This is a genomic window from Stenotrophomonas sp. 2YAF22, from assembly GCF_052114665.1.
GTDB classification, from domain to species: Bacteria; Pseudomonadota; Gammaproteobacteria; order Xanthomonadales; family Xanthomonadaceae; genus Stenotrophomonas; species Stenotrophomonas indicatrix.
In genome coordinates this window covers 1-21016 of the sequence record NZ_JBFRFE010000010.1, presented here as the reverse complement: position 1 = coordinate 21016, position 21016 = coordinate 1, and the positions used below count along the sequence as shown (strand labels likewise).

The 21016-nt window shown below is 64.9% G+C and carries 18 protein-coding genes and 1 pseudogene; 16 read left to right on the top strand and 3 right to left on the bottom strand.

The window, feature by feature from the left end; all coding sequences use genetic code 11:
* A pseudogene (locus AB4Y84_RS01020) lies at positions 1–179 on the top strand (fumarylacetoacetate hydrolase family protein); the annotation flags it as partial.
* Between the two features lie 14 nt (positions 180–193).
* Positions 194–862 carry a maleylacetoacetate isomerase gene (gene maiA, locus AB4Y84_RS01015; RefSeq protein WP_442244894.1) on the top strand — a complete coding sequence of 223 codons (669 nt, stop codon included), beginning with the start codon at positions 194–196 and terminating at the stop codon, positions 860–862.
* Positions 863–895: 33 nt separating this feature from the next.
* Here maiA and AB4Y84_RS01010 read toward each other — a convergent pair whose 3' ends face one another.
* From AB4Y84_RS01010 to AB4Y84_RS01000, 3 genes are all read right to left on the bottom strand, one after another.
* Positions 896–2395 (bottom strand): UdgX family uracil-DNA binding protein, encoded by a 1500-nt coding sequence (locus AB4Y84_RS01010; protein WP_442244893.1) that lies wholly within the window; start codon positions 2393–2395, stop codon positions 896–898.
* Entirely contained in the window at positions 2376–3659 is a 1284-nt protein-coding gene (locus tag AB4Y84_RS01005) for a putative DNA modification/repair radical SAM protein (RefSeq protein WP_442244892.1), read from the bottom strand. The genes AB4Y84_RS01010 and AB4Y84_RS01005 overlap by 20 nt, the downstream gene beginning before the upstream one ends.
* Before the next feature lie 90 nt (positions 3660–3749).
* Positions 3750–4877: a PilT/PilU family type 4a pilus ATPase gene (locus AB4Y84_RS01000; RefSeq protein WP_442244891.1), complete on the bottom strand. Its 1128-nt coding sequence runs from the start codon at positions 4875–4877 to the stop codon at positions 3750–3752.
* A gap of 121 nt (positions 4878–4998) precedes the next feature.
* On the opposite strand from AB4Y84_RS01000, the gene AB4Y84_RS00995 reads away from it, so the two are divergent.
* From AB4Y84_RS00995 to AB4Y84_RS00930, 14 genes are all read left to right on the top strand, one after another.
* On the top strand, positions 4999–5364 hold the full coding sequence (locus AB4Y84_RS00995) for a DUF4398 domain-containing protein (RefSeq protein WP_089238584.1): 366 nt from the start codon (positions 4999–5001) through the stop codon (positions 5362–5364).
* Positions 5361–6245, top strand: a complete 885-nt coding sequence (locus tag AB4Y84_RS00990) for a hypothetical protein (protein WP_363729668.1) — start codon at positions 5361–5363, stop codon at positions 6243–6245. Before AB4Y84_RS00995 ends, AB4Y84_RS00990 begins: the two co-directional genes overlap by 4 nt.
* Before the next feature lie 323 nt (positions 6246–6568).
* Positions 6569–6805: a YdcH family protein gene (locus AB4Y84_RS00985; RefSeq protein WP_025878453.1), complete on the top strand. Its 237-nt coding sequence runs from the start codon at positions 6569–6571 to the stop codon at positions 6803–6805.
* A gap of 353 nt (positions 6806–7158) precedes the next feature.
* Positions 7159–8529, top strand: a complete 1371-nt coding sequence (locus tag AB4Y84_RS00980) for a pyridoxal-phosphate dependent enzyme (RefSeq protein ID WP_353100087.1) — start codon at positions 7159–7161, stop codon at positions 8527–8529.
* A 123-nt stretch (positions 8530–8652) separates the two neighbouring features.
* Complete coding sequence (locus tag AB4Y84_RS00975; RefSeq protein WP_442244890.1) at positions 8653–9837, top strand: cystathionine gamma-synthase; 1185 nt, start codon at positions 8653–8655, stop codon at positions 9835–9837.
* A gap of 20 nt (positions 9838–9857) precedes the next feature.
* On the top strand, positions 9858–10616 hold the full coding sequence (locus tag AB4Y84_RS00970) for an ABC transporter permease (protein ID WP_442244889.1): 759 nt from the start codon (positions 9858–9860) through the stop codon (positions 10614–10616).
* Entirely contained in the window at positions 10606–12042 is a 1437-nt protein-coding gene (locus AB4Y84_RS00965; protein WP_442244888.1) for an ABC transporter ATP-binding protein, read from the top strand. The genes AB4Y84_RS00970 and AB4Y84_RS00965 overlap by 11 nt, the downstream gene beginning before the upstream one ends.
* Positions 12039–13859 carry a class I SAM-dependent methyltransferase gene (locus tag AB4Y84_RS00960; RefSeq protein ID WP_442249673.1) on the top strand — a complete coding sequence of 607 codons (1821 nt, stop codon included), beginning with the start codon at positions 12039–12041 and terminating at the stop codon, positions 13857–13859. Before AB4Y84_RS00965 ends, AB4Y84_RS00960 begins: the two co-directional genes overlap by 4 nt.
* 89 nt (positions 13860–13948) lie before the next feature.
* Positions 13949–16102 carry a hypothetical protein gene (locus AB4Y84_RS00955; protein WP_442249672.1) on the top strand — a complete coding sequence of 718 codons (2154 nt, stop codon included), beginning with the start codon at positions 13949–13951 and terminating at the stop codon, positions 16100–16102.
* Positions 16099–16839, top strand: a complete 741-nt coding sequence (locus tag AB4Y84_RS00950; RefSeq protein ID WP_442249671.1) for a glycosyltransferase family 2 protein — start codon at positions 16099–16101, stop codon at positions 16837–16839. The genes AB4Y84_RS00955 and AB4Y84_RS00950 overlap by 4 nt, the downstream gene beginning before the upstream one ends.
* A complete protein-coding gene (locus AB4Y84_RS00945; protein ID WP_442249670.1) occupies positions 16836–18278 on the top strand; it encodes a glycosyltransferase in 1443 nt (480 codons plus the stop codon). The genes AB4Y84_RS00950 and AB4Y84_RS00945 overlap by 4 nt, the downstream gene beginning before the upstream one ends.
* A gap of 17 nt (positions 18279–18295) precedes the next feature.
* Complete coding sequence (locus tag AB4Y84_RS00940) at positions 18296–18976, top strand: NAD-dependent epimerase/dehydratase family protein (RefSeq protein WP_442249669.1); 681 nt, start codon at positions 18296–18298, stop codon at positions 18974–18976.
* 88 nt (positions 18977–19064) lie between these two features.
* Positions 19065–19877 carry a glycosyltransferase family A protein gene (locus AB4Y84_RS00935; protein WP_442244882.1) on the top strand — a complete coding sequence of 271 codons (813 nt, stop codon included), beginning with the start codon at positions 19065–19067 and terminating at the stop codon, positions 19875–19877.
* 160 nt (positions 19878–20037) lie between these two features.
* On the top strand, positions 20038–21016 hold a 979-nt coding region (locus AB4Y84_RS00930), incomplete at its 3' end, for a hypothetical protein (RefSeq protein WP_442249668.1).

Sequence of the window (21016 nt, the reverse complement as noted above, 5' to 3'; positions counted from 1 at the left end):
CCAGCAAGGGTGCTTCCTGCTTCGCCGAACAGCGGGTGGTGGAAACCCTGCGCGACGGCAAGCCGAGCACGCCGTTCATGTCCTTCGGCGACGTGGTGCGCATCGAGATGCTCGATGCCGCCGGCAACAGCATCTTCGGTGCGATCGAGCAGCGCATCGAACAGGCGGCCAAGCCCTGAGCATGGAGGCGGCGATGGAGATTCCGGTCGACGACGGCATCGTGCTGTACACCTACTGGCGATCCAGCGCCGCCTACCGCGTGCGCATCGGCCTGGCCTTGAAAGGCCTGGCCTTCGAAGCACGACCGGTGCATCTGGTGCGCGACGGCGGCGAGCAGCACCATGACGCCTATCGCGGGCTCAACCCGCAGCAGCTGGTGCCCACGCTGCTGCATGACGGCCACGTGCTGACCCAGTCGCTGGCGATCCTGGAGTATCTGGAAGAGCGGTTCCCGCAGGTGCCGCTGCTGCCGGCCGACGCCGCTGGTCGCGCACGGGTGCGGGCGCTGGCGCAGCTGGTGGCCTGCGACATCCACCCGATCAACAACCTGCGGGTGATGCAGTACCTCGAGCGCGATCTGCAGCTGCCCGCCGATGCACGCACGCAGTGGACCCTGCACTGGATGGCCGAGGGCTTCGCGGCGATGGAAACGATGCTGGCCGACAGTGCTGACACCGGCACGTTCTGCCACGGTGAGCGCCCGGGTCTGGCCGACATCTGCCTGTTGCCGCAGCTGTACAACGCCCACCGCTTCGGCCTGGATCTGGCGCCATACCCCACACTGCGTCGCATTGAAGCGGCCTGCCAGCAGCTGGATGCATTCATCGCTGCACGCCCCGAAAACCAGATCGACGCCTCCTGACGTCCCGCTGTGCTCGCCGGGCATGGTCCGGCGCTACCGGTCTCCGGCGCGCGGTGGCGCCGGGCCATGCCCGGTGGGCGCGGAATCAGTCGCCAGCAGTAGCCGCAGGTCATCGCGGAACAACCGGTAGGCGTCCTCGCGCCGCGTATCATCCTTCTGCCGCAGTACCCAGGCAGGATGCACGGTGGCGTACCCCCGGGTGCCATCCTCGAGTGTGAGCCAGCGGCCACGGTCGCGTGTCAGGTTGAAATCGCGACCGAATACGGACGAGGCCGCCGTGGCGCCGAGACAGACGATCACCTGCGGCTTCACCCGTGCGATCTCGCCCTGCAGCCACGGCCGGCAGGCATGCACATGGCGGCTCTCAGGGCGCTTGTGCAGGCGCACCTTGCCTCGCCGCTCGTGATGGAAGTGCTTCACCGCGTTGGTCAGGTACAGGGCGCTGCGTTCGATGCCCAGTTCCTGCAGCGCACGGTCCAGCAGCTTGCCCGCCGGCCCGGCGAAGGGGCGACCACTCAGGTCCTCGACATCACCGGGCTGTTCGCCCACCAGCATGATGCATGCATCGGCACGACCTTCGCCGAACACGGTCTGGGTCGACGCTTCCCACAGCGGGCACTGCCGGCAGACGGCGGCCTGCTGGCGCAGCGCCTGCAGGCTGCCATTGTCCGCGGCGGCATCGGTTGCATCATTCGGCCGTGCGGGAATACGTCGCTGCGGTGCCTGTGCCGGTCGATCATGCATCTCCTGCACGCGGCCGGCTGCGTCGCGAACAAGGCCCGGCAACAGGTGCGCTTCGGGAAGATGCTTCCAGTAACGGGCGGGCATTTCCTGCTGCATCATCCGCGTGTTGAGCCGGGCCGGATTGAAGATGCTGGCGTAATAGGTCTGCCACAGCGTCTCACGGGCGTCTTCGGCGGGGGCATCGCGACGGCTGCCGCCATCACCGAATGAGAGTGCGCTGCCATCCCAGCGGACACTGCGCGCGGGGGTCAGGATCGCCCAGCGCATGCCGGCAAAACGGCGGGCGAAAAACGGCGCGACCCGGTCGACGATGTTGTGGTCGGGTTCGAACCAGGCGATGAACGCGTCGGTCTCGCCGGGCACCTCCCGGAAGCGCACGAAGGCCTTCATCTTGTGCGTGTCGCGGCGCACCGCCTGCGCCAGCGCCATCAACCGCAGCACATCGGCGTCGGCCGGATTGGACAGCACCGTGCGTTCGCCATGCGCGATGCGCCACAGCAGGCGGTACAGCAGCGGCAGGCGCTGCGGATCGCGATGGCACAGGCAGGTAGCGGCCAGTTCGACGAAGTCGCGCGGCACGTTCGGGACGGTGGCGCCGTCGGGTAGTGGCGCCTGCAGCACCGCCGGCGCGTCCAGCAGCGACGCTTCGGTACCTGTGATCCAGTCCAGCTGTTCCGGCAGCACGCCGCGCAGCAAGGCCTCACGCGCCGCATCGCGCCAGGCATCCAGCGACCATGGCGGGTCTACCCGCAGCGACCAGCGCTGCAGCTCAGGCAACGGGCGCGGCATCGAACAGCGAGCCCTGGCGGAGTGGTGGCGCCAGCTTCGCGCGCAGCGCCGCCGGATCATCCAGCGCACTGCGCGGATGGTGGTCGGCCAGCTGCACGAACGGCAGCAGTTTGCTCATCGGCGCCTTCAGTCGGGCGACGTCGGCCACCCGCAGGCGACCGTGGCGGCGTGCCATCAGCACGCGCTTGACGTTGCGCACTCCCAGGCCCGGCACCCGCAGCAGCAGCTCCTTCGGCGCAAGGTTCAGGTCCACCGGGAAGCGCTCCGGATGCCGTATCGCCCAGGCCATCTTCGGATCGATGTCCAGATCAAGCATGCCACCCTGGGTGGTGTCGGTGATCTCCTCCACGCCGTAGCCGTAGAAGCGCAGCAGCCAGTCGGCCTGGTACAGCCGGTGCTCGCGCTGCAGCGGAGGTGGCTGTAGCGGCAGCTGGCGGCTCGCATCGGGAATCGGGCTGAAGGCGGAGTAGTACACCCGGCGCATGCGGTAGTTGCCGTAGAGGCTGTCGGCACTGGTCAGGATCTGCTGGTCGCTGGCACCGTCGGCGCCGACGATCATCTGCGTGCTCTGCCCGGCGGGTGCAAAGCGGGGAGGGCGAGGGCGCGTGCTGCGGCTGGAAACCGGTGCGATCACTGCCGGCGCCTTGCGGGCCTCCTTGGCTTCTTCGATGCGCCAGCGGAGTTCACCCATCGCGCCGCGGATCGATGTGCTGGTCTTTTCCGGTGCCAAGGTGGCCAGGCCCGCCTCGGTGGGCAGTTCGACATTGATCGACAGGCGATCGGCGTAACGACCCGCAGCGGCCAGAAGTTCTGGCGATGCCTCGGGGATCGTCTTCAGGTGGATGTAGCCGGCGTATCGGTGCTCCTCGCGCAGCCGACGTGCCACCTCCACCATGCGCTCCATCGTGTAGTCCGCGTTGCGGATGATGCCGCTGGAAAGGAACAGGCCCTCGATGTAATTGCGCTTGTAGAAGTCCAGGGTGAGCGTGACCACTTCGTCCACGCTGAAACGCGCGCGCGGCACGTTGCTGGACACCCGGTTCACGCAATAGGCGCAGTCGTAGACGCAGAAGTTGGTCAGCAGGATCTTCAGCAACGACACGCAGCGGCCATCGGGTGTGTAGCTGTGGCAGATACCCATGCCTTCGGTACTGCCGATGCCGCCGGAGGCGCGCGAATCGCGCTTGCCCGCACCGCTGGAGGCGCAGGAGGCGTCGTATTTTGCGGCATCGGCAAGGATGGCCAGCTTGCGGATGGTTTCCATTGAGGAAACCTACGCGCGAGGGGTCTCATTGGATGAGACCGCCCCTTAACCCTTCAGGATTCCGCCGGGCCATGCCCGGCGGGCGCGCCGTCAGAACCCGTGGGTAATGCTCGGCGCGCCGGCCGAGAAGTCCGCATACGGATCATGCTCGCCGCTGCCGCCTTCTGACAGGCGGAACTTCAGCGCCAGGCCATCGCGCGAGTCGGCCGCGCGCAGGGCTTCTTCCTGATCGATGGTGCCGTTCTTGGCCAACCGGAACAGGCACTGGTCGAAGCTCTCCATGCCTTCTTCCAGCGAAGCCTCCATCGCCGCCTTGATCTCGTGTACCTGGCCGCGACGCAGCAGGTCGCGGATCATCGGCGTGTTGATCAGTACTTCGGTGGCCGGCAGGCGGCGCCCCTCCTTGTTCTTCACCAGGCGCTGGCTGATCACCGCGCGCAGGTTCAGCGCCAGGTTCATCAGCACATTCTTGTGCGCGCTTTCCGGGAAGAAGTTGAGGATGCGCTCGATGGTCTGGTCGGCGTTGTTGGAGTGCAGGGTGGCCAGGCACAGGTGCCCGGTTTCGGCGAAGGCGATCGCCGCCTCCATCGTTTCGGCATCCAGGATCTCGCCGATCAGGATCACGTCCGGCGCTTCGCGCATCGCGTTCTTCAGCGCGGCGTGGAAGGTGTGGGTATCGAGCCCGACCTCGCGCTGGTTCACGATCGACATCTTGTGCTTGTGCAGGTACTCGATCGGGTCCTCGATGGTGAGGATGTGACCGGTGGTGGTGCTGTTGCGGTGATCGATCATCGACGCCAGCGAGGTGGACTTGCCGGAGCCGGTGGACCCCACCACCAGCACCAGCCCGCGCGGAGTCATGATGACGTCCTTCAGCACCTGCGGCAGGTTGAGCTCTTCGATGCTCGGAATCCGGCTGCGGATGGCGCGGATGACCATGCCCACTTCACCGCGCTGCTTGAACACGTTGACGCGGAAACGCCCGGCATCGGCCAGGGCGATGGCCATGTTGAGCTCCAGCTCGCGCTCGAACTGGGGCACCTGGCCCTCGTCCATCAGCGAGTAGGCGATTTTCTTCACCATTCCCGGCGGCAGGCCGGTATTGCCGAGCGGATACAGCTTGCCCTCGATCTTGATGTAGACCGGCGCGCCGGTGGTCAAGAACATGTCCGAAGCGTTCTTTTCGGTCATCAGCTTCAGGAAGTAGCCGATATCCATTGCGAATTTTCCCCAACGAAACTGCCGGTGCCCGTTGCAAGCACGGTACCGGCTTGACGACAATGGCCGCGAACCGACAACCGGTACGGCCTCCCCAATGAAACGACTTAGCTTCGCACGAATGCGCCACAGCCTGTATGTGATGGCGTTTGCATTCGCACTCTCTGCCCCCGCCTGGGCGCAGGACGGCGCGTTGGAACTGGCGCAGGCCCGGCAGGCGGTGGATAAAGCCACCCAGGCCGATGCCGACCAGTACGCCCCGGACCTGATCGGGCTGGCCCGTCAGGGACTGGAGCAGGCCCAGCGTGCCGCGGGCGACCGCCGCGAGCGCAAGAACGCACCGGCCATGGCCCTGCGCGCTGCCGTTGACGCCGATCTGGCCCGTGCCCGCAGCGAGGAAGCCACGGCTACCGCACAGCTGCAGCTGCGCCGCAACGAGGTCAACCAGCTGCAACGCCAGTTGTCGACCGGGGAGGACCGCCGATGAAGACCATCTCCGCCATGACCCTGGCCACGCTGCTGGCCCTGCCGACGCTGGCCCTGGCGGCCGACAACCCGATGGTCGGCCAGCTGAGCCAGCGCTTGCTGTCGATCCAGGCCAATCCGGACACCGCAGAGCTGGGCGCCTTCGAGCGCATGCAGGCGCAGCAGGCCATCGCCACCCTGGAGAAGGCCAAGCGCCGCGACCAGGAGCTGGCCACCTACCTGGCCGAGCGCCGGGTCGAGATCGCCGAGACCGCCGTGCGGGCTGCGCTGGCCGCGCGTGAGGTCGACCGCCTGGAACGCACCCGCAGCGATCTGCTGATCGAGGCCAGCCGCCGCGATGCCGCCCGCGCCCGCCAGGAAGCCGAACAGCTGCGCATGCAGGCGCAGATGCAGGCAGAAGAGGCCGAACGCCTGCGGCAGGCGGCCGAGGCCGAGACCCTGGCCCGCCAGGATGCCGAGAACGCCCTGACCAGCGTGGCGGGCAAGCAGCAGCAGCGCCTCAGCTCGGCCCAGCAGAACGCGGCCAAGCTGGCCCGTGAGGAAGCCGAGCTGGTCTCGGGGCAGAAGCTGCCGGGGTCGAAGTTCGATGGCCGTGGCGAGGTCTTCACCTTCGCCGGTGACGCATTCGCTGCCGGGGCCTCCAGCCTGTCCGGTGGCGCCCGCAACCAGGCCAAGGCGCTGGCCGAGTACGTGAACATCGGCAAGAAGGGCAGGATCCGCATCGAGGCCTACGACAGTGCCAATGGCGTAGGCCAGAAGCGGGCCGAGGCACTGCGCGATGCGCTGGTCTCGGCCGGCGTTGCCAGCAGCCGGATCCAGGTCGCGGGCAAGAAGGCGGCGTCCACCCGGGCCCGATCGGCCGAGGTCGTCATCGCCCCGTAATTGCTTGATATTGTTTGTTTTTCGTTGTGTTGAGTATTCAGCCTGAACCCCGCCTCGGCGGGGTTCGGTCTTTTTGCCGCAGGGGCTTGAACCCCGTCCAGAGCAAGCGTAGGGTCAATTATCCGGGACGCAATAACGCGGACCGGACGATGGGAGGGCCGGGCCGATGCAAGCAGGGCGCGAACCGCAGCAGATCGACGTGCGCAGGCCAGTGCCGCACGTTGTTGTGGGCACCCATGTGGGCATCGATCGGCACTCCTCCATGAACAACGCCCCGGGCCTTGCGGCCGGGGCGTTCGTGTATCTGTCGAAGGAGGTCCATCATGTTTGAAGATCAGCCCCAGAGCGAGATCGACGCCCGTCGCGCGCGCGATCCGGAGTTCCGGGCACTCCATGACCAGCACCGCAAGTTGAACAAGAAGTGCATGGATGCGGAGTTGGGTGTACTCCCGATCGATGATGTCACCCTGGGTCGAATGAAGCGCGAGAAGCTGCTGGCCAAGCAACGCCTTCTGCGAATGTACGAAACACCGCTCGCAACGTCGTCCCCCACGCATTGACGCACCCCTGTCGTGCCCGGAATGGCATGACCCGGCCATCGATGGCCCCGCCAGGCACTCCTGACCTGGCAACGCGGCGCCGCTGAACGCAGGTGCCGCGCCAAGGCACCACACGCGGTGGTGCCTTGGCCCTGCAGGCACGTCCCCCGATGCGGGCGGTACCGGTCTCCTCGTCGATCCGGGGCCGTCCGCATCCCTTTTGGCCGCCAGCCGAGCCGGTGGGTGCCGACCGTGGGTCGGCACGCGTCCCGCCGGGCATGGCCCGGCGCTACAGAAGCGGCTCCTGACTTTCGTCGCCATCCGTCGGATAATCACCGGTCCGGCCCTGCGTGGCGCGAACCGAAGTCCCCCGAATGCCTATCCATTCTTCCGTCCTCGAACTCATCGGCCAGACTCCGATCGTCAAGGCCCAGCGCCTGGACACCGGTGTCTGCGAGCTCTACCTGAAGCTCGAAAACGCCAACCCGGGCGGATCGATCAAGGATCGCATCGGCCTGTCGATGATCGAGGCGGCAGAGAAGCGCGGCGACCTGAAGCCCGGCGCCACCCTGGTGGAAGGCACCGCCGGCAATACCGGCCTGGGCCTGGCACTGGTGGCCCAGCAGAAGGGCTACAAGCTGATCCTGGTGGTCCCGGACAAGATGAGCCGGGAAAAGATCTTCAACCTGAAGGCGATGGGTGCCGAAGTGCGCCTGACCCGCTCGGACGTGGCCAAGGGCCACCCGGAGTACTACCAGGACCTGGCCAAGACCATCGCCGAGCAGACCCCGGGCGCGTACTTCATCAATCAGTTCGGCAACCCGGACAACCCGGCCGCCCATGAATTCGGCACCGGTCCGGAGATCCTCGAGCAGATGGATGGCGATCTGGATGCCATCGTGTTCGGCTGCGGAAGCTCCGGCACCATGACCGGCCTGTCGCGCGCGTTCGCCACGCTGTCGCCGAAGACCGAGCTGGTGCTGGCCGATCCGGTCGGCTCGATTCTGGCCGAATACATCAATGACGGCGTGCTCAACGACAAGTCGGGCAGCTGGCTGGTGGAAGGCATCGGCGAGGACTTCCTGCCCTCGATCTCCGATTTCAGCCGGGTGAAGCAGGCCTATGCCATCACCGACGCGGAGAGCTTCCACACTGCGCGCGAGCTGCTGGCCAAGGAGGGCATCCTCGGCGGTTCGTCCACCGGCACCCTGCTGGCGGCGGCGCTGAAGTACTGCAAGGAGCAGACCACGCCGAAGAAGGTACTGGTGCTGGTCTGCGATACCGGCAACAAGTACCTGTCGAAGATGTACAACGACTACTGGATGCTGGACAACGGCTTCCTGCAGCGCCCGCAGCACGGCGACCTGCGCGACCTGATCCTGCGCCCGTACGGTCAGCGCGACACCGTGGTGATCGGCCCGAACGACCTGCTGACCACCGCCTACCAGCGCATGAAGCTGTACGACGTGTCGCAGCTGCCGGTGATGGATGGCGACCAGCTGGTCGGCATCGTCGACGAAAGCGACGTGCTGCTGCATGTCTATGGCGATGAAGCACGCTTCCGCGACCCGGTGGCCACCGCCATGGTCAGCAAGCTGGACCGCCTGGATGTGAAGTCGCCCATCGAGGCGCTGCTGCCGGTGTTCGACCGTGGCCAGGTGGCCATCGTGATGGATGGTGATGCCTTCCTCGGCCTGATCACCCGCATCGATCTGCTGAATTACCTGCGTCGGCGCGTTCAGTAAGGCGTTTATCGCCGCAGATCGCTGCTGAATTCCGGTTTATCCGCGTCAAAGCTCGTTAAGGCCGCGCTGATAGACTCCCGCTCCTTCGACGGCGCCGGTCATCGGCGCCAATCAGGAAACGACATGTCCAACGCTTCTTCCCCGGACCGCGCGCTGGCGCTGGCCACCCTGGCCATCCATGGCGGCCAGTCGCCCGACCCGAGCACCGGCGCGGTGATGCCGCCGATCTACGCCACCTCGACCTATGCGCAGTCCAGCCCGGGCGAGCACCAGGGCTTCGAGTACTCGCGCACGCACAATCCGACCCGCTTCGCCTACGAGCGTTGTGTGGCCTCGCTGGAAGGCGGCACCCGCGGCTTCGCCTTTGCGTCGGGCATGGCCGCCAGCTCGACGGTGATCGAACTGCTGGATGCCGGCAGCCACGTGGTGGCGATGGACGACATCTATGGCGGCAGCTTCCGCCTGTTCGAGCGCGTGCGCCGTCGCACCGCCGGGCTGGACTTCAGCTTTGTCGACCTGACTGATCTGGCGGCGTTCGAAGCGTCGATCACGTCGAAGACGAAGATGGTGTGGATCGAGACCCCCACCAACCCGATGCTGAAGATCGTCGATATCGCCGCGGTCGCCGCCATCGCCAAGCGCCATGGCCTGATCGTGGTGGTCGACAACACCTTCGCCTCGCCGATGCTGCAGCGTCCGCTGCTTCTGGGGGCCGATCTTGTGCTGCATTCGGCTACCAAGTACCTGAACGGCCATTCGGACATGGTGGGTGGCATGGTCGTCGTAGGCGATGACGCCCCGCTGGCCGAGCAGATGGCCTTCCTGCAGAACTCGGTGGGTGGCGTGCAGGGCCCGTTCGACAGCTTCCTGGCGCTGCGCGGCCTGAAGACCCTGCCGCTGCGCATGAAGGCGCACTGCGCCAACGCGATGGCCCTGGCCAAGTGGCTGGAAACGCACCCGGCCGTGGAAAAGGTGATTTACCCGGGCCTGCCTTCGCACCCGCAGCACGCGCTGGCGGGCAAGCAGATGGCCGGTTACGGCGGCATTGTCTCGATCGTGCTGAAGGGCGGTTTCGAAGCGGCCAAGGGCTTCTGCGAGAAGACCGAACTGTTCACCCTGGCCGAGTCGCTGGGCGGGGTGGAAAGCCTGGTGAACCACCCGGCGGTGATGACACATGCGTCGATTCCGGTGGCACGACGTGAACAGCTGGGTATCAGTGATGCACTGGTGCGGCTGAGTGTGGGTGTTGAGGATCTGGGGGATCTGCAGATGGATCTGGAAAGGGCGCTGGGAGCGGCGTCCGTATGATGGGCAGACGCATCGAATTGATGCTGAGCCTTACCGGCCGCGACATCAAGAAGAAGTACAAGGACTCGCTGCTGGGCGCGCTGTGGGGCGTACTTGTGCCGTTGATCATGTTGGCCATCTACACGGTCATTTTTTCCACGATCTTCAGTGCGAAGTGGAAGGGCATCGAAACCAATACCAAGGTTGATTACGCAGTCCTGCTGTTCATCGGCCTGATCGTCTACAACTTCTTTGCCGAGTCGCTCACACGTGCGCCCACGGCGGTGCTCAGCAATCCGAATCTGGTGAAGAAGGTGGTCTTCCCGCTGGAGGTGCTGCCGCCGGTGGTGGTGCTGTCTTCGCTGTACAACGCGGGTGTGGCCACGGTGGCACTGGTGGCGTTCCTGCTGTTCAGCAGCTTCGGACTGCATTGGCAGGTCGTGCTGCTGCCCCTCCTGATCGTGCCGTTGCTGGCCTTGACCATGGGCGTGACCTACCTGTTCGCCTCCCTGGGCGTGTTCTTCCGCGATGTGGATCAGATCGCCGGGCTGCTGGCGCGGGTGCTGCAGTACCTTACTCCCGTGCTGTACCCGTCGATCATCTTCCCGGAAGCCATCGGCAACTGGATGCGCCTCAGCCCGCTGGCCATCTATGTCGAGCAGACCCGCGCGCTGATCGTGACGGGTACCTTGCCTGACTGGGGGCACTACGCCTGGGCGGTGGGCTGGTCGATAGGCATCTACTTCTTTGGTTACTGGTGGTTCCAGCGGACCCGGAGGGCCTTCGCCGATGTCGTCTGACAACCTGGTTATCGATATCGAGAATGTCAGCAAGGTTTTCAACATTTTCGACAAGCCCTCCGACCGCTTGCTGCAGATGCTGCTGCCGCGGCTGGGCCGCGTGTTGCCCGGCAAGGGGGAGTGGTCCTCACGGCATCGCGGCCGTGAGTTCTGGGCGCTGCGCGACGTCAGCCTGAAAGTGAAACGCGGTGATGCCGTAGGCATCATCGGACGCAATGGCTCGGGCAAGTCGACCCTATTGCAGATCATCGCCGGCACGCTGGCCCCCACCACTGGCTCGGCGCGGGTCAATGGCCGTATCGCCGCGTTGCTGGAACTGGGCAGCGGCTTCAATCCGGACTTCACCGGGCGTGAGAACGTCGTTCTCAACGGCATGATCCTGGGTCTCACCGAGCGCGAGGTGATGCAGCGCTTCGATGCCATCGCCGCCTTCGCCGACATCGGCAACTTCATTGACCAGCCGGTGCGGACTTACTCCAGCGGCATGATGCTGCGACTGGCGTTCGCAGTGCAGACTCAAGTGGAGCCTGACATCCTCATCGTCGACGAAGCGCTGGCGGTGGGCGATGCACTTTTCCAGAAGCGCTGTTTCCAGCAGATGGAGGCGCTGCGTGCCAACGGCTGCACGTTGCTGCTGGTGTCGCACGATCAGGAGTCGATCCGTACGCTCACGGACCATGCCATCCTGCTTCGTGACGGCACCGTGCGCGTGGCCGGACCGTCTTCCGAGGTCGTGCTGGAGTACCGCAAGCAGCTGCACGACGATGAGCGCGATTACTACGCCTCCATCAGTGCGCAGCACCTGCAGCATGCCAGGAAGACCATCGAGGCACAGTCGGACCCCGACCCCGACCTCGACCTCGACGCCGTGGCCGAACCTGCCGAGCACGGCGGTTCGCCCGTACTGGGTGTGCGCAGTGACAAGCTCTCCTTCGGCGACTTCGACTGCGTTGTCGAACACGTGCGGGTGCTGGACGCGGACGGCAACGAATGCGCGTACTTCCTTCCGCGCGAACGCGCGATCATCGAGGTCACCGCGCGACCAACACGGGACATGGACAAACTGAACGTCAATGTCCGCCTGCGCAACAAGGAAGGCGTGAAGCTCTATTCATGGGGAACCCTGAATCAGGATGTCAGCCAATGGACCGAGCAGGGCAGCCAGGAATCGGGTGTATGGGGAACAACGTTCACCGCCGATGAGCCGTTCGTGGTGAGATTCGAGTTCGACTGCGCCTTGGGTGTCAACTTCTACGAAGTGCAGGTTTCGGTTTCCGAGGAGCTCGAGCGTTTTGGCGGTGCCCAGCGCATGCTGCACTGGCGGGATGAGGCTGCGTTCTTCCAGGTGGGCATGCGGCAGAAGGAATACACGTTTGGTGGCGTCTGCGATCTGCGCATGCGCGCGATTGTCGCCCCCCCCCCTTGAACGAGGAAGGCATTGCAATGGATACGACTCCCCCCTTTTCACATTCCGCACTGACACCTGCTGCGGCCCGAGTCGCCGTCGAGCGGCTGCGATCTTGGCTGCCAACCGGTGCGGTAGCACTACGCGGTGACGTCCCTCCGGTGCTGCTGAAGGGGCTTCGCCAGGCAGGCATGACACTGCAGGACGCTGGCCAGGGCGCCGTGGCGGGTGTGCTGGTGCTTGAACAGGGCGATGCGGGGCACGCAGACGAGAGAATTCCGGCGCTGCTGGCCGATCTCGCAGGGCCGGTGTGCCTGGTGATCGTGGGTGATGCTGCCTCCACCTCCAGCCGTGCCGCTTGGGAAGCCGCAGTCATCAAGGCCGAATGGCGCAAGCATCCGCTCAATGAGCGAGTGGCACCTTACGGTGAACTGGATCGGGTCACCGGCCTGCTGATGATCGCCTTCGAGCGCGTGCCTGCTGCTGCCCTGGCAGTCTATCCGCTGAAGGCGCTCGAAGAAGAGCGCGATCTGCACACCGACATGACGCGTGAACCCGGGCGCCGGTCCGACGCGCACATGACACGCTACGCTCAGGCGGCACAGTTCATCCGCCCCGGTGATCGTGTGATCGATGTGGCCTGTGGCCTGGGCTATGGCTCCTACCAGTTGGCGCACAATAGCCGCGCAGCCTCGTTCACCGGTCTCGATGCCAGCACTTACGCGGTCGACTACGCCAAGGCCAACTTCGCACCGGTGTCGCCGACGCCAACCACCTTCGTGGTCGGTGATGCGCAGGATCTGGCCGGCATGGCCGATGGGTCCGCCGATTTTGCGGTGTCAGTGGAAACGCTGGAGCATCTGCCGGAGCCGGACCGCTTGCTGTCCGAGCTGCACCGTGTGCTTTCCGCGCAGGGTCGCGTCTACGCCAGCGTACCCAACGACTGGTCGGACGAAACCGGCGAAGATCCCAATCCGTTCCACTTCCACGTCTATGACTGGCCCCGTTTGGTGGCCCAGTTCCAGCGCAACGGGTTTGTGATCGAGAAGGCGTGGCTGCAGGATGCGGGTGGCGGTCAGAAGCGGCATTTGGCCGCGCGTTCGATGCTGGAGATCGATCCCCGGCACGGGCCTGCTTGCGATGGCGAATGGCTGTTGGTGTTGGCGCGCAAGGTGGACGCAGCCTCGGACATCGTGACAACCGGTCTCACTCAGGTGCAGGCGTTGATTGCTGAAGGCCGCCGCGGCGACGCGCTGAAGCAGTTGCAGGCCCTGCAGGGCACAGCAGATGCGCTGCAGCGGGCGCAGGCGCATGCGCTGTCGGCGGTGCTGGCGGTAGCCGATGGGCATGCGGATGCGGCTCGCGTGCACTGGCAGCACACGCAGGCGGCGGCGCGCGAAGCACTGTCTTCTGCTGGCGACGAAGCAGAAACCGCCGGCCTGTTGAGCCTGGCCAACCACTGCCTGGCCGACGAGTCTCCGGCGCGTCCGGGTGCATTGCAGCGGCTGCGCGACACGCACGGGGTGATCGTGGCGGACCTGCTTGGCGCACCGCCGGTCCTGCCGTCGGACCAGGAGGACCGGGCGGTGGTCTCTGGCCCCGGCGAGGGCGCGGAAAAGATCAATCTGGGATCACGCGACGTGCGTCAGTTGATGGATGCGAAGCAGTGGCTGGATGGCAAGTATCATGAGCATATGCAGCGTATCGAGGAACTCGAGCGCTACACGGCAGAGCTTGAGGCGGCACGCCAATGGTTGGATACGCAGTATCACGCGCTGACCGCTGAAGTCCGGCGACTGACCACCGGTTCCGGATCGAACGGCAACTTCAACGGGTAACGACGGCGATGAGCAATACCTCTCCTGCCACGGCGGCAGCCACGCGGATTGCCCATCTGGCAGAGGATCTTGCCGGGTACTGCCTGCGCGTGGCCGGTCCCGGACGTACCTACCTTTATGGGCAGGAGCTCACCGCGATAGTCGCTCCGCTGCGGGCCGCGGGCTGCGAGGTCGTAGTGGAGGGGGCCGATGAGAGCCACCGCATGGCCGGTGCCACCCTGGGCATCGCCTGGGCAGGTACCGGCGCGGAACGCTCGGCCGCGCTGGGCTGTCAGGTCGACTCGCTGGTGCTGATCGGCGATGAGGGCCGCGCGGCGGAACTGGCCGCTTGGACACTACAGGCCGCCACACTGGGCTGGCAGGTGCACCCCGCAGCCTTCGCCATGATGGGAGCGCCGAGCGGGGTAGTGATTCTGGCGCTTAGCCGGGCCGGCGTAACGGTCACGGGCGGCGGCGTCGAGCCGCAGGCCAGTTACCATGGCCTAGCGGCGGCGCTGGTACGTCCCGGTGATGACGTGATCGCCACGGATGCGGCCGGACATGGCCTCTGGCGCATCGTGCAGCAGCAATCACGCTGCCGTTGGCTGGGCGTAGTAGCGAAATCCCTGTCTGCGCTGCCGCAGGAACCAGGAATGGAGTGGCTTGAGCCATCAGAGTGGCCGCGACACGCGCAGCCGGTCGACACGCTGATCACGCAGTTGCCCGGCGACCCCCTCGGGCTGGAGCCATGGCTGCAGCACGTGCAGGCAGCTCTGGTGCGCAGTGGCCGCATGGTGGTGGCGATCCCGCTTCACGACGGGCGCACGGTGCCCACGGGGGCATTGGTGGCTGCGATGGAGCGGCAGGGTCTGGTGATCGACCGCGCATGGTGGCAGACCTTCAGCCGTCCTGCGGGGCTGCCGCAATTCGCAGAAACTGCGCGCGATGCAGCCGGTCACCTGACGCTGGATCCAGAGGCAAGTCGCACGGCGGATGCTCTCATCCTGATGGCGGTCAAGGTCGGCGGGCCTGGCGTCGTCGGTGACCCCTCGCTGCTGGCGCCGAACATCATCGCGTTCCAGCGTGATTACCTGGATGCCAGTCTGGTCCGCCTGATCGTTTCGATGGGCCTTCGCCTGGAATCCGCCGGGCTGCGCAGGCAGTTGGCCCGCAAGGCGTTGCTGGACTGCCCTGAATCCTCTGCCGACTATGGCGCGGCGCTGTGTGTGCTGCTTTACGACGCCGATGAAATGCGCAATCACCGCCGCAGCGAACTGCTTGCGGCCGCCATGTGCTACATGGACGCACCGGCGGCCAACCCGACCGTGTTGCGTTGGCAGATATCGCTCGGCTTCGCAGCGGCGACGCTTCATCAGGCGGACGGCGAACTGTCGCTGGCTGCCGACTGCTATTCCCGTGTGCTTGGCTTCGATGTGCTGCAGTTCAGCCCGCTGCTGGGAACAAAGACCACCGCTGCGGCGGTGCGCCTGGGCTGGATACGGTTCGGCCAGGGCGACCTGGCGGCTGCCCGCAGCGCGTGGGCACGCGGTCTGGATGAAGCGCGGCGGTTGTCCGCGCAGTCGGCATGGGAGGAAGTTGTTGGCGATGCCGATGCGCCCGAGACCTTTGCATTGCCCGAATTCGCGGCCGTCATGGACGAGGCGGGGTGCCTGGCGTCGGCGCTGCGGCTGACTGCCGAGGTCCCGCTGCGACCAGGCGTAGCCTGGCAGTGGAGCAACCGCTCCTGGCGGGCGCAGTTGCAGGAACTCCGCGGCCAGCTGCAGCACACCCAGCTCTGGCAGGGGCAGTTGCAGGAAGCAAAGGACTGGCTGGACAGCCAGTATCACCTGCTGACGGCAGAACTGGAGCGATGCCAGCAGGGGAGGGACGCACTGGCGTCCCAGAAGCACGCTTTGGACAGCGAACTTGTCGGCGTTCGTGCGGCATTTCACCTGTCCCATCAGCATGCGATGGCCGAGAGCTTGGCATTGCACCAGCAGTTGCGGGATGTCCAGGCCGAGAATGCTGATCTGTTGGACATCCAGGCGCGCCAGCAGATGGCGCATGCGCAACTGGAGGCCTCGGCACGCATGCTGGCCGCGGCGACCGGAGTGGTCATGGGGACTACACCGCAGCCGCGCCTGCCGGCTGAATCACTGGCTGAGGAAATGTTCCGGCTTGCAGATGCGCTGGAGCGCCTCCCGTTGAAGCGCATGGTGCGTACGATGCTGCGGGCGCTGACCTCCTTGCTGGGGCGTAGATGAGCACGATGGTGCCGGCATTGAGCGCTGTAGTCACGTTCCACCGGGAAGGCCTGTTTGCGCATGCGGCGCTGCGCAGCTACCTGCAGTCGCGCGCGCATGCCCGTCAGGCAGGAATGGAAGTGGAGGTGTTGCTTGTGCTGGACAACGCAGATGCGGAAACGGCTGCGATCGTACGCAACCATCCGGATCTGCTTGGCGACGAGGTCATCATCCAGGCATCCGTGGGTGATTCAGCGCTTGCGCGGAACCTTGGTCTCGCGCAAGCGCGCGGCATCCATGCCTGCACGCTGGATGGGGACGATCTGATCAGCCGCGAATACTTCCAGCGGCATCTGGCGCTTGCGGCCCAATTGCCAGAGCACACGATCCTGCATGCCGAGATGGTGGTCAATTTCGGCAGGGACAACTTTGTCAGCTGGCAGCTGGATCAGCGCACCATGCCGTTCTCCGCCGACATGCTGATCTCGGAGAACCCATGGGTCAGTGCGGTCTTCGCCCGCCGCGAGGTGTTCACCGCGGTTCCGTACGTGGCGTGTCATCCGCAGCAGACCGGGTTCGGCTATGAGGACTGGCACTGGAGCTGCCAGACCATCGCAGCGGGGTACGAGCACAGGGTAGTGCCCGGCACGGCCTACTTCTACCGATTGAAGCAGGCTGGCTCGGTCAACGCGACCAGCAGCGCCCTGCAGGCGGTGATGCCACCAAGCGATCTGTTCGGTCGCTGGGAGGAGGCATGATCAGCCGGTTGCTGTCGTTGCTGCGTCGGGTCAGTTTCCGCCAGCTGTCGCGAAATCCGCGTGCGGAGCTCGGACGCATTATGGCGGGTTTTGGCAGCAGGCTGGAGAATACCGGCAACCGCATCAGCCATGTCCGGCGCCAGCTGCCTGCGTGGTTGCACGATGAGATCAATGCGCTTGCCCACATCGAACCGGAGTTACTGGGGAGCACTGGCGATGGTGTCCACTACAGGCACTACGCACTCCCGGTGGTCACCCGTGCAGGTGAGCTCTATCGGCAACTGGTCGATTCAGTCGGCACTGGTCGTGTCAGTCACGTCCTGATGCTGCCGTGGCTGGTGCGCGGAGGGGCTGATCGCGGCGCGTTGTATCACCTGCAGGCGTGGGCCGAGGCGATGCCAGCGGCCAATATCCTGGTTATCGTGACAGAGGACGTCGATTCGCCTTGGCTGGACCGTATCCCGGCTGGTATCAGAATGCTCCCGTTCGGCAGGATCGTCGGCAGTACGGCAATGCCGGGCAGGGTGCAGTTGCTGACACGGTTGCTGGTGCAGATGCAGCCGGGGGTCATCCATGCCATCAACTCGCGCRTTGCCTGGGAGTCGTTCAGGCTGCACGGTCTGGCAATGCGGCAGGTTTCCCGGCTGTTTGCCTCGTTGTTCTGCGATGACCAGAACGACGACGGGGCACCCGTCGGCTACGCGCGTAGCTATCTGCGCAGTTGCTATCATCACCTCAGTGGGGTGTTCTGCGACAACGGTGTTTTCCCGGATCTGTGGGCCCGGGAACTGGGTGTGCCGCGTCGATTGTTCACCGTGCTTCGCTTCCCCTATGACCGCACGATTGTCCACAAGGAGGATGATTTTGCGATCGCCGGGACCGCGCGGATCCTGTGGGCAGGCCGCTTTGATCGGCAGAAACGGCCTGATGTGCTGCTCGCCATAGCCCAGGCTTTGCCGACGATACCTTTCGACGTGCATGGTGTATCCGAGCTTGGCGACGTCCATCCGGCCATCCGGGAACTGCAGACGCTCCAGAACGTGAAGCTGCACGGTGCGTTTACACGCTTCGAAGATATTGTGGAGCCCTCCCACGCGGCCTATCTATTCACCACCTCCTGGGAAGGGTTGCCGACTATTCTGCTGGACGCGGCTGCGCTCGGGCTCCCCATTGTCGCTCCTGCGGTTGGCGGTATCGTGGATCTGATCGATTGCCCAAGCCTGGTGCAAGGATCGGACAATGTGGCGGCTTACGTTGAGCAACTGAAACAGCTTATTGACAGCCCATTGCTCCGTCGCCGCCGGCGCGAGCAGCAATACGCAGCGCTGGCGGTTGGACGCCACTGGAGCGACTTTACCCGGACCCTGTACGAGGTCCCCTGCTATTTTTCCGGGCCATCGATTGCGGTGGCTCACCGTGAACAAGGAAGCACATCGTGATAATTGGACGTGGACTGGTGGCCACGGCCTTCGTGGATGGCTGGCAGAAGGATGAAACGACGGTGATCGTCGCCGCCGGTGTGTCCAATTCGGCCGAAACAGAGCGCGCCGCTTTCGAGCGCGAAGATCGCATGCTCGACGAGGTTCTCGCGCGCAAGGAGCTGGAGCGCGTTGTCTATTTTGGCAGCTGCGCTGTTGGCAATCCGGCGGAGCGACAGACGCCATACCTGCAGCACAAGGCGCGGATGGAGGCGCGTATCCTCTCCGATTCACGTGGGCAGGTATTCCGCCTGCCGCAGGTGGTGGGGGAGGGCGGAAACCCGCACACCCTGACCAATTTCCTGCGTGCCCGCATCGAGTCGGGTGAGTCATTCGACGTATGGGCCCGTGCGGAACGCAATCTGATCGACATCCAGGATGTGGCCGCCCTGGGCACCCATGTGCTGCGCCATCGGGACCAGTTTCCGTCGATGATGTCGTTGGCCGACATCAATTCGACGAACATGCTGACCATCGTGCAGAGCATGGAAAGCGTGCTTGGTCGACAGGGCAATTATCGGATTCTGGACCAGGGTGTGGCATTTCCGATCGAAACCCGCGATTGCCAGCGTGCCGCACTTGCCTGCGGCGTTCCCCTCGGCCCTGGCTATCTACGCGCTCTGCTCGGGAAGTACTATGCGAATGTCGGCAATAGCTGACGTATTCATCCAATATTTCGGCGCGTAAGTATGATCAACGACAAGCTGACCGCCGGAGATGGCCTCGGCGGCAATCCATGAGAATTTGGTGGCGCAGAATGAACTGCAAGAGCAATCGATCCATTGCGGCGTGTCCGTGCCACAGGAGCTGCGGATGAACGGCCCGGCGCTGAGTGCCATCGTTACATTCCACGGAGAGGGAATCCTGGCGCACACCGCGCTGCGCTCCTATGCGCTGTCGCGCAGCATCGCCAGGCAGCAGGGCGTGGAGGTGCAGCTGGTCCTGGTGCTGGACCGCGCAGACGCGCAGACGCGTGCATTCGTGGTCGATCACCCGGATCTGGATGGCAGCGAAACCATCGTTGAGACCCAGGTCGGTGATCTGGCGCTGGCACGAAATGCGGGCGTGTCTGCCAGCCGTGCCGACTATATCTGTACGCTCGATGGCGATGATCTGATCTCGACCCGCTACTTTCTCATGCACCTGAAGGAAGCTGCGCAGCTGGAGGGACGGTTCGTACTGCATCCCGAGATGGTGCTGAGTTTCGGTATGTACAGCGCCTTCAACTGGCAGGTCGACCAGGCCGGGCCCTATTACGATGAGCGTGCCTTGCTCACCGTCAATCCGTGGATCAGCGCAGCGTTCTCGACGCGTGCACTGTACGAGGAAGTACCTTACGTGGCCTGTTATCCACGACAGACCGGATTCGGCTACGAGGACTGGTATTGGAATTCAGAGACCATCGCGCGCGGTGTCGTCCATCGGCTTGCCTGGGGCGCGGCGTATTTCTATCGGCGCAAGTGGCATGGTTCGCTCAATGAAGCCAGCCACGCAATGAAGACCGTCATCCCAAGGACGTCGTTGTTCGCCTTGGGTCGCGAGGGGCAGGACCGTGTTTGAGCGCATGAGCCAAAACCGCTGGGTTCGCAATCGCTATACCCGCCGCGTCGCCCATTGGGTGAGGCGCCTTTACGCGCTGCTGTTCGGTCCCGATGAGACTCCGGAATCCAGTGGCCGTGGCGGGTCTACCCCGACCATGCCCCACTGGCTGCAGGAGGAAATGCTGCTGCTGGCTGCACTCGAGCCGGAGCTGTTGCCTCCCGGGACCGACCTGAACCGGTACGGTTTCTATTCGGTACCGATGGACACCCGCGCCGGCGAGGCCTACGAGGCCGTGTCGGCCTACGTGGGTCCGCAGCCATACACTCACGTGCTGCTGATTCCGTGGTTGAAGCAGGGTGGCGCCGACCGGGGCATCCTCTACCACGTGCGGGCCATTGCCGAGAGCGACCCGGGGGCGCGCATCCTGGTGTTGTCCACCGAGAATGCGGCCTCGCCGTGGGCGTCGCGTCTGCCAGCCCAGGCCACCCACGTTGAGTTCGGCCGCTATACGGCCATGCTGGATTTCAACCAGCAGGTCGCCGTGCTGGTCCGCGTACTGATCCAGCTCCGCACATCGCTGGTGCATCTGGTCAATTCCCGCGTGGGCTGGGAGGTCATCCTGCGCCACGGCCTGGCGCTCTCGCAGCATTCGCGTGTGTACGCCTCGATCTTCTGCGATGACTACGACCACCGCATGAACCCGGTGGGGTACGCGCGCGACTACCTGCGCTACTGTTACCCCTATCTGGCTGGAGTGATCTGCGACAACTCGCGTTATCCAGAGGTATGGTCGCGCGAGCTGGGTGTGCCGGCATCGCTGTTCACTGTCATTCCATTCCCGTATGACGGGCCGCTGCCGGACCCGGCCGCTTCCGCGCTTTCCGCCCCCGACGCCAGCCGCGTCCTGTGGGCGGGAAGGCTGGATCGCCAGAAGCGCCCGGACCTGCTGGCCGCGATCGCCGCGCGAATGCCGGATGTGCATTTCGATGTCTATGGATCCCCGGTGATGAGTGGTGCAGCCGCGCAGGACCTGCAGGGGCTTAAGGCGCTGCGCAATGTCACGCTTCACGGAGAGTTCCAGCGATTGGAAGCGGTGGCTTCCCCAGCGCATTTCGCTTACCTGCACACCACCGCGTGGGAGGGTACGCCTACCATCC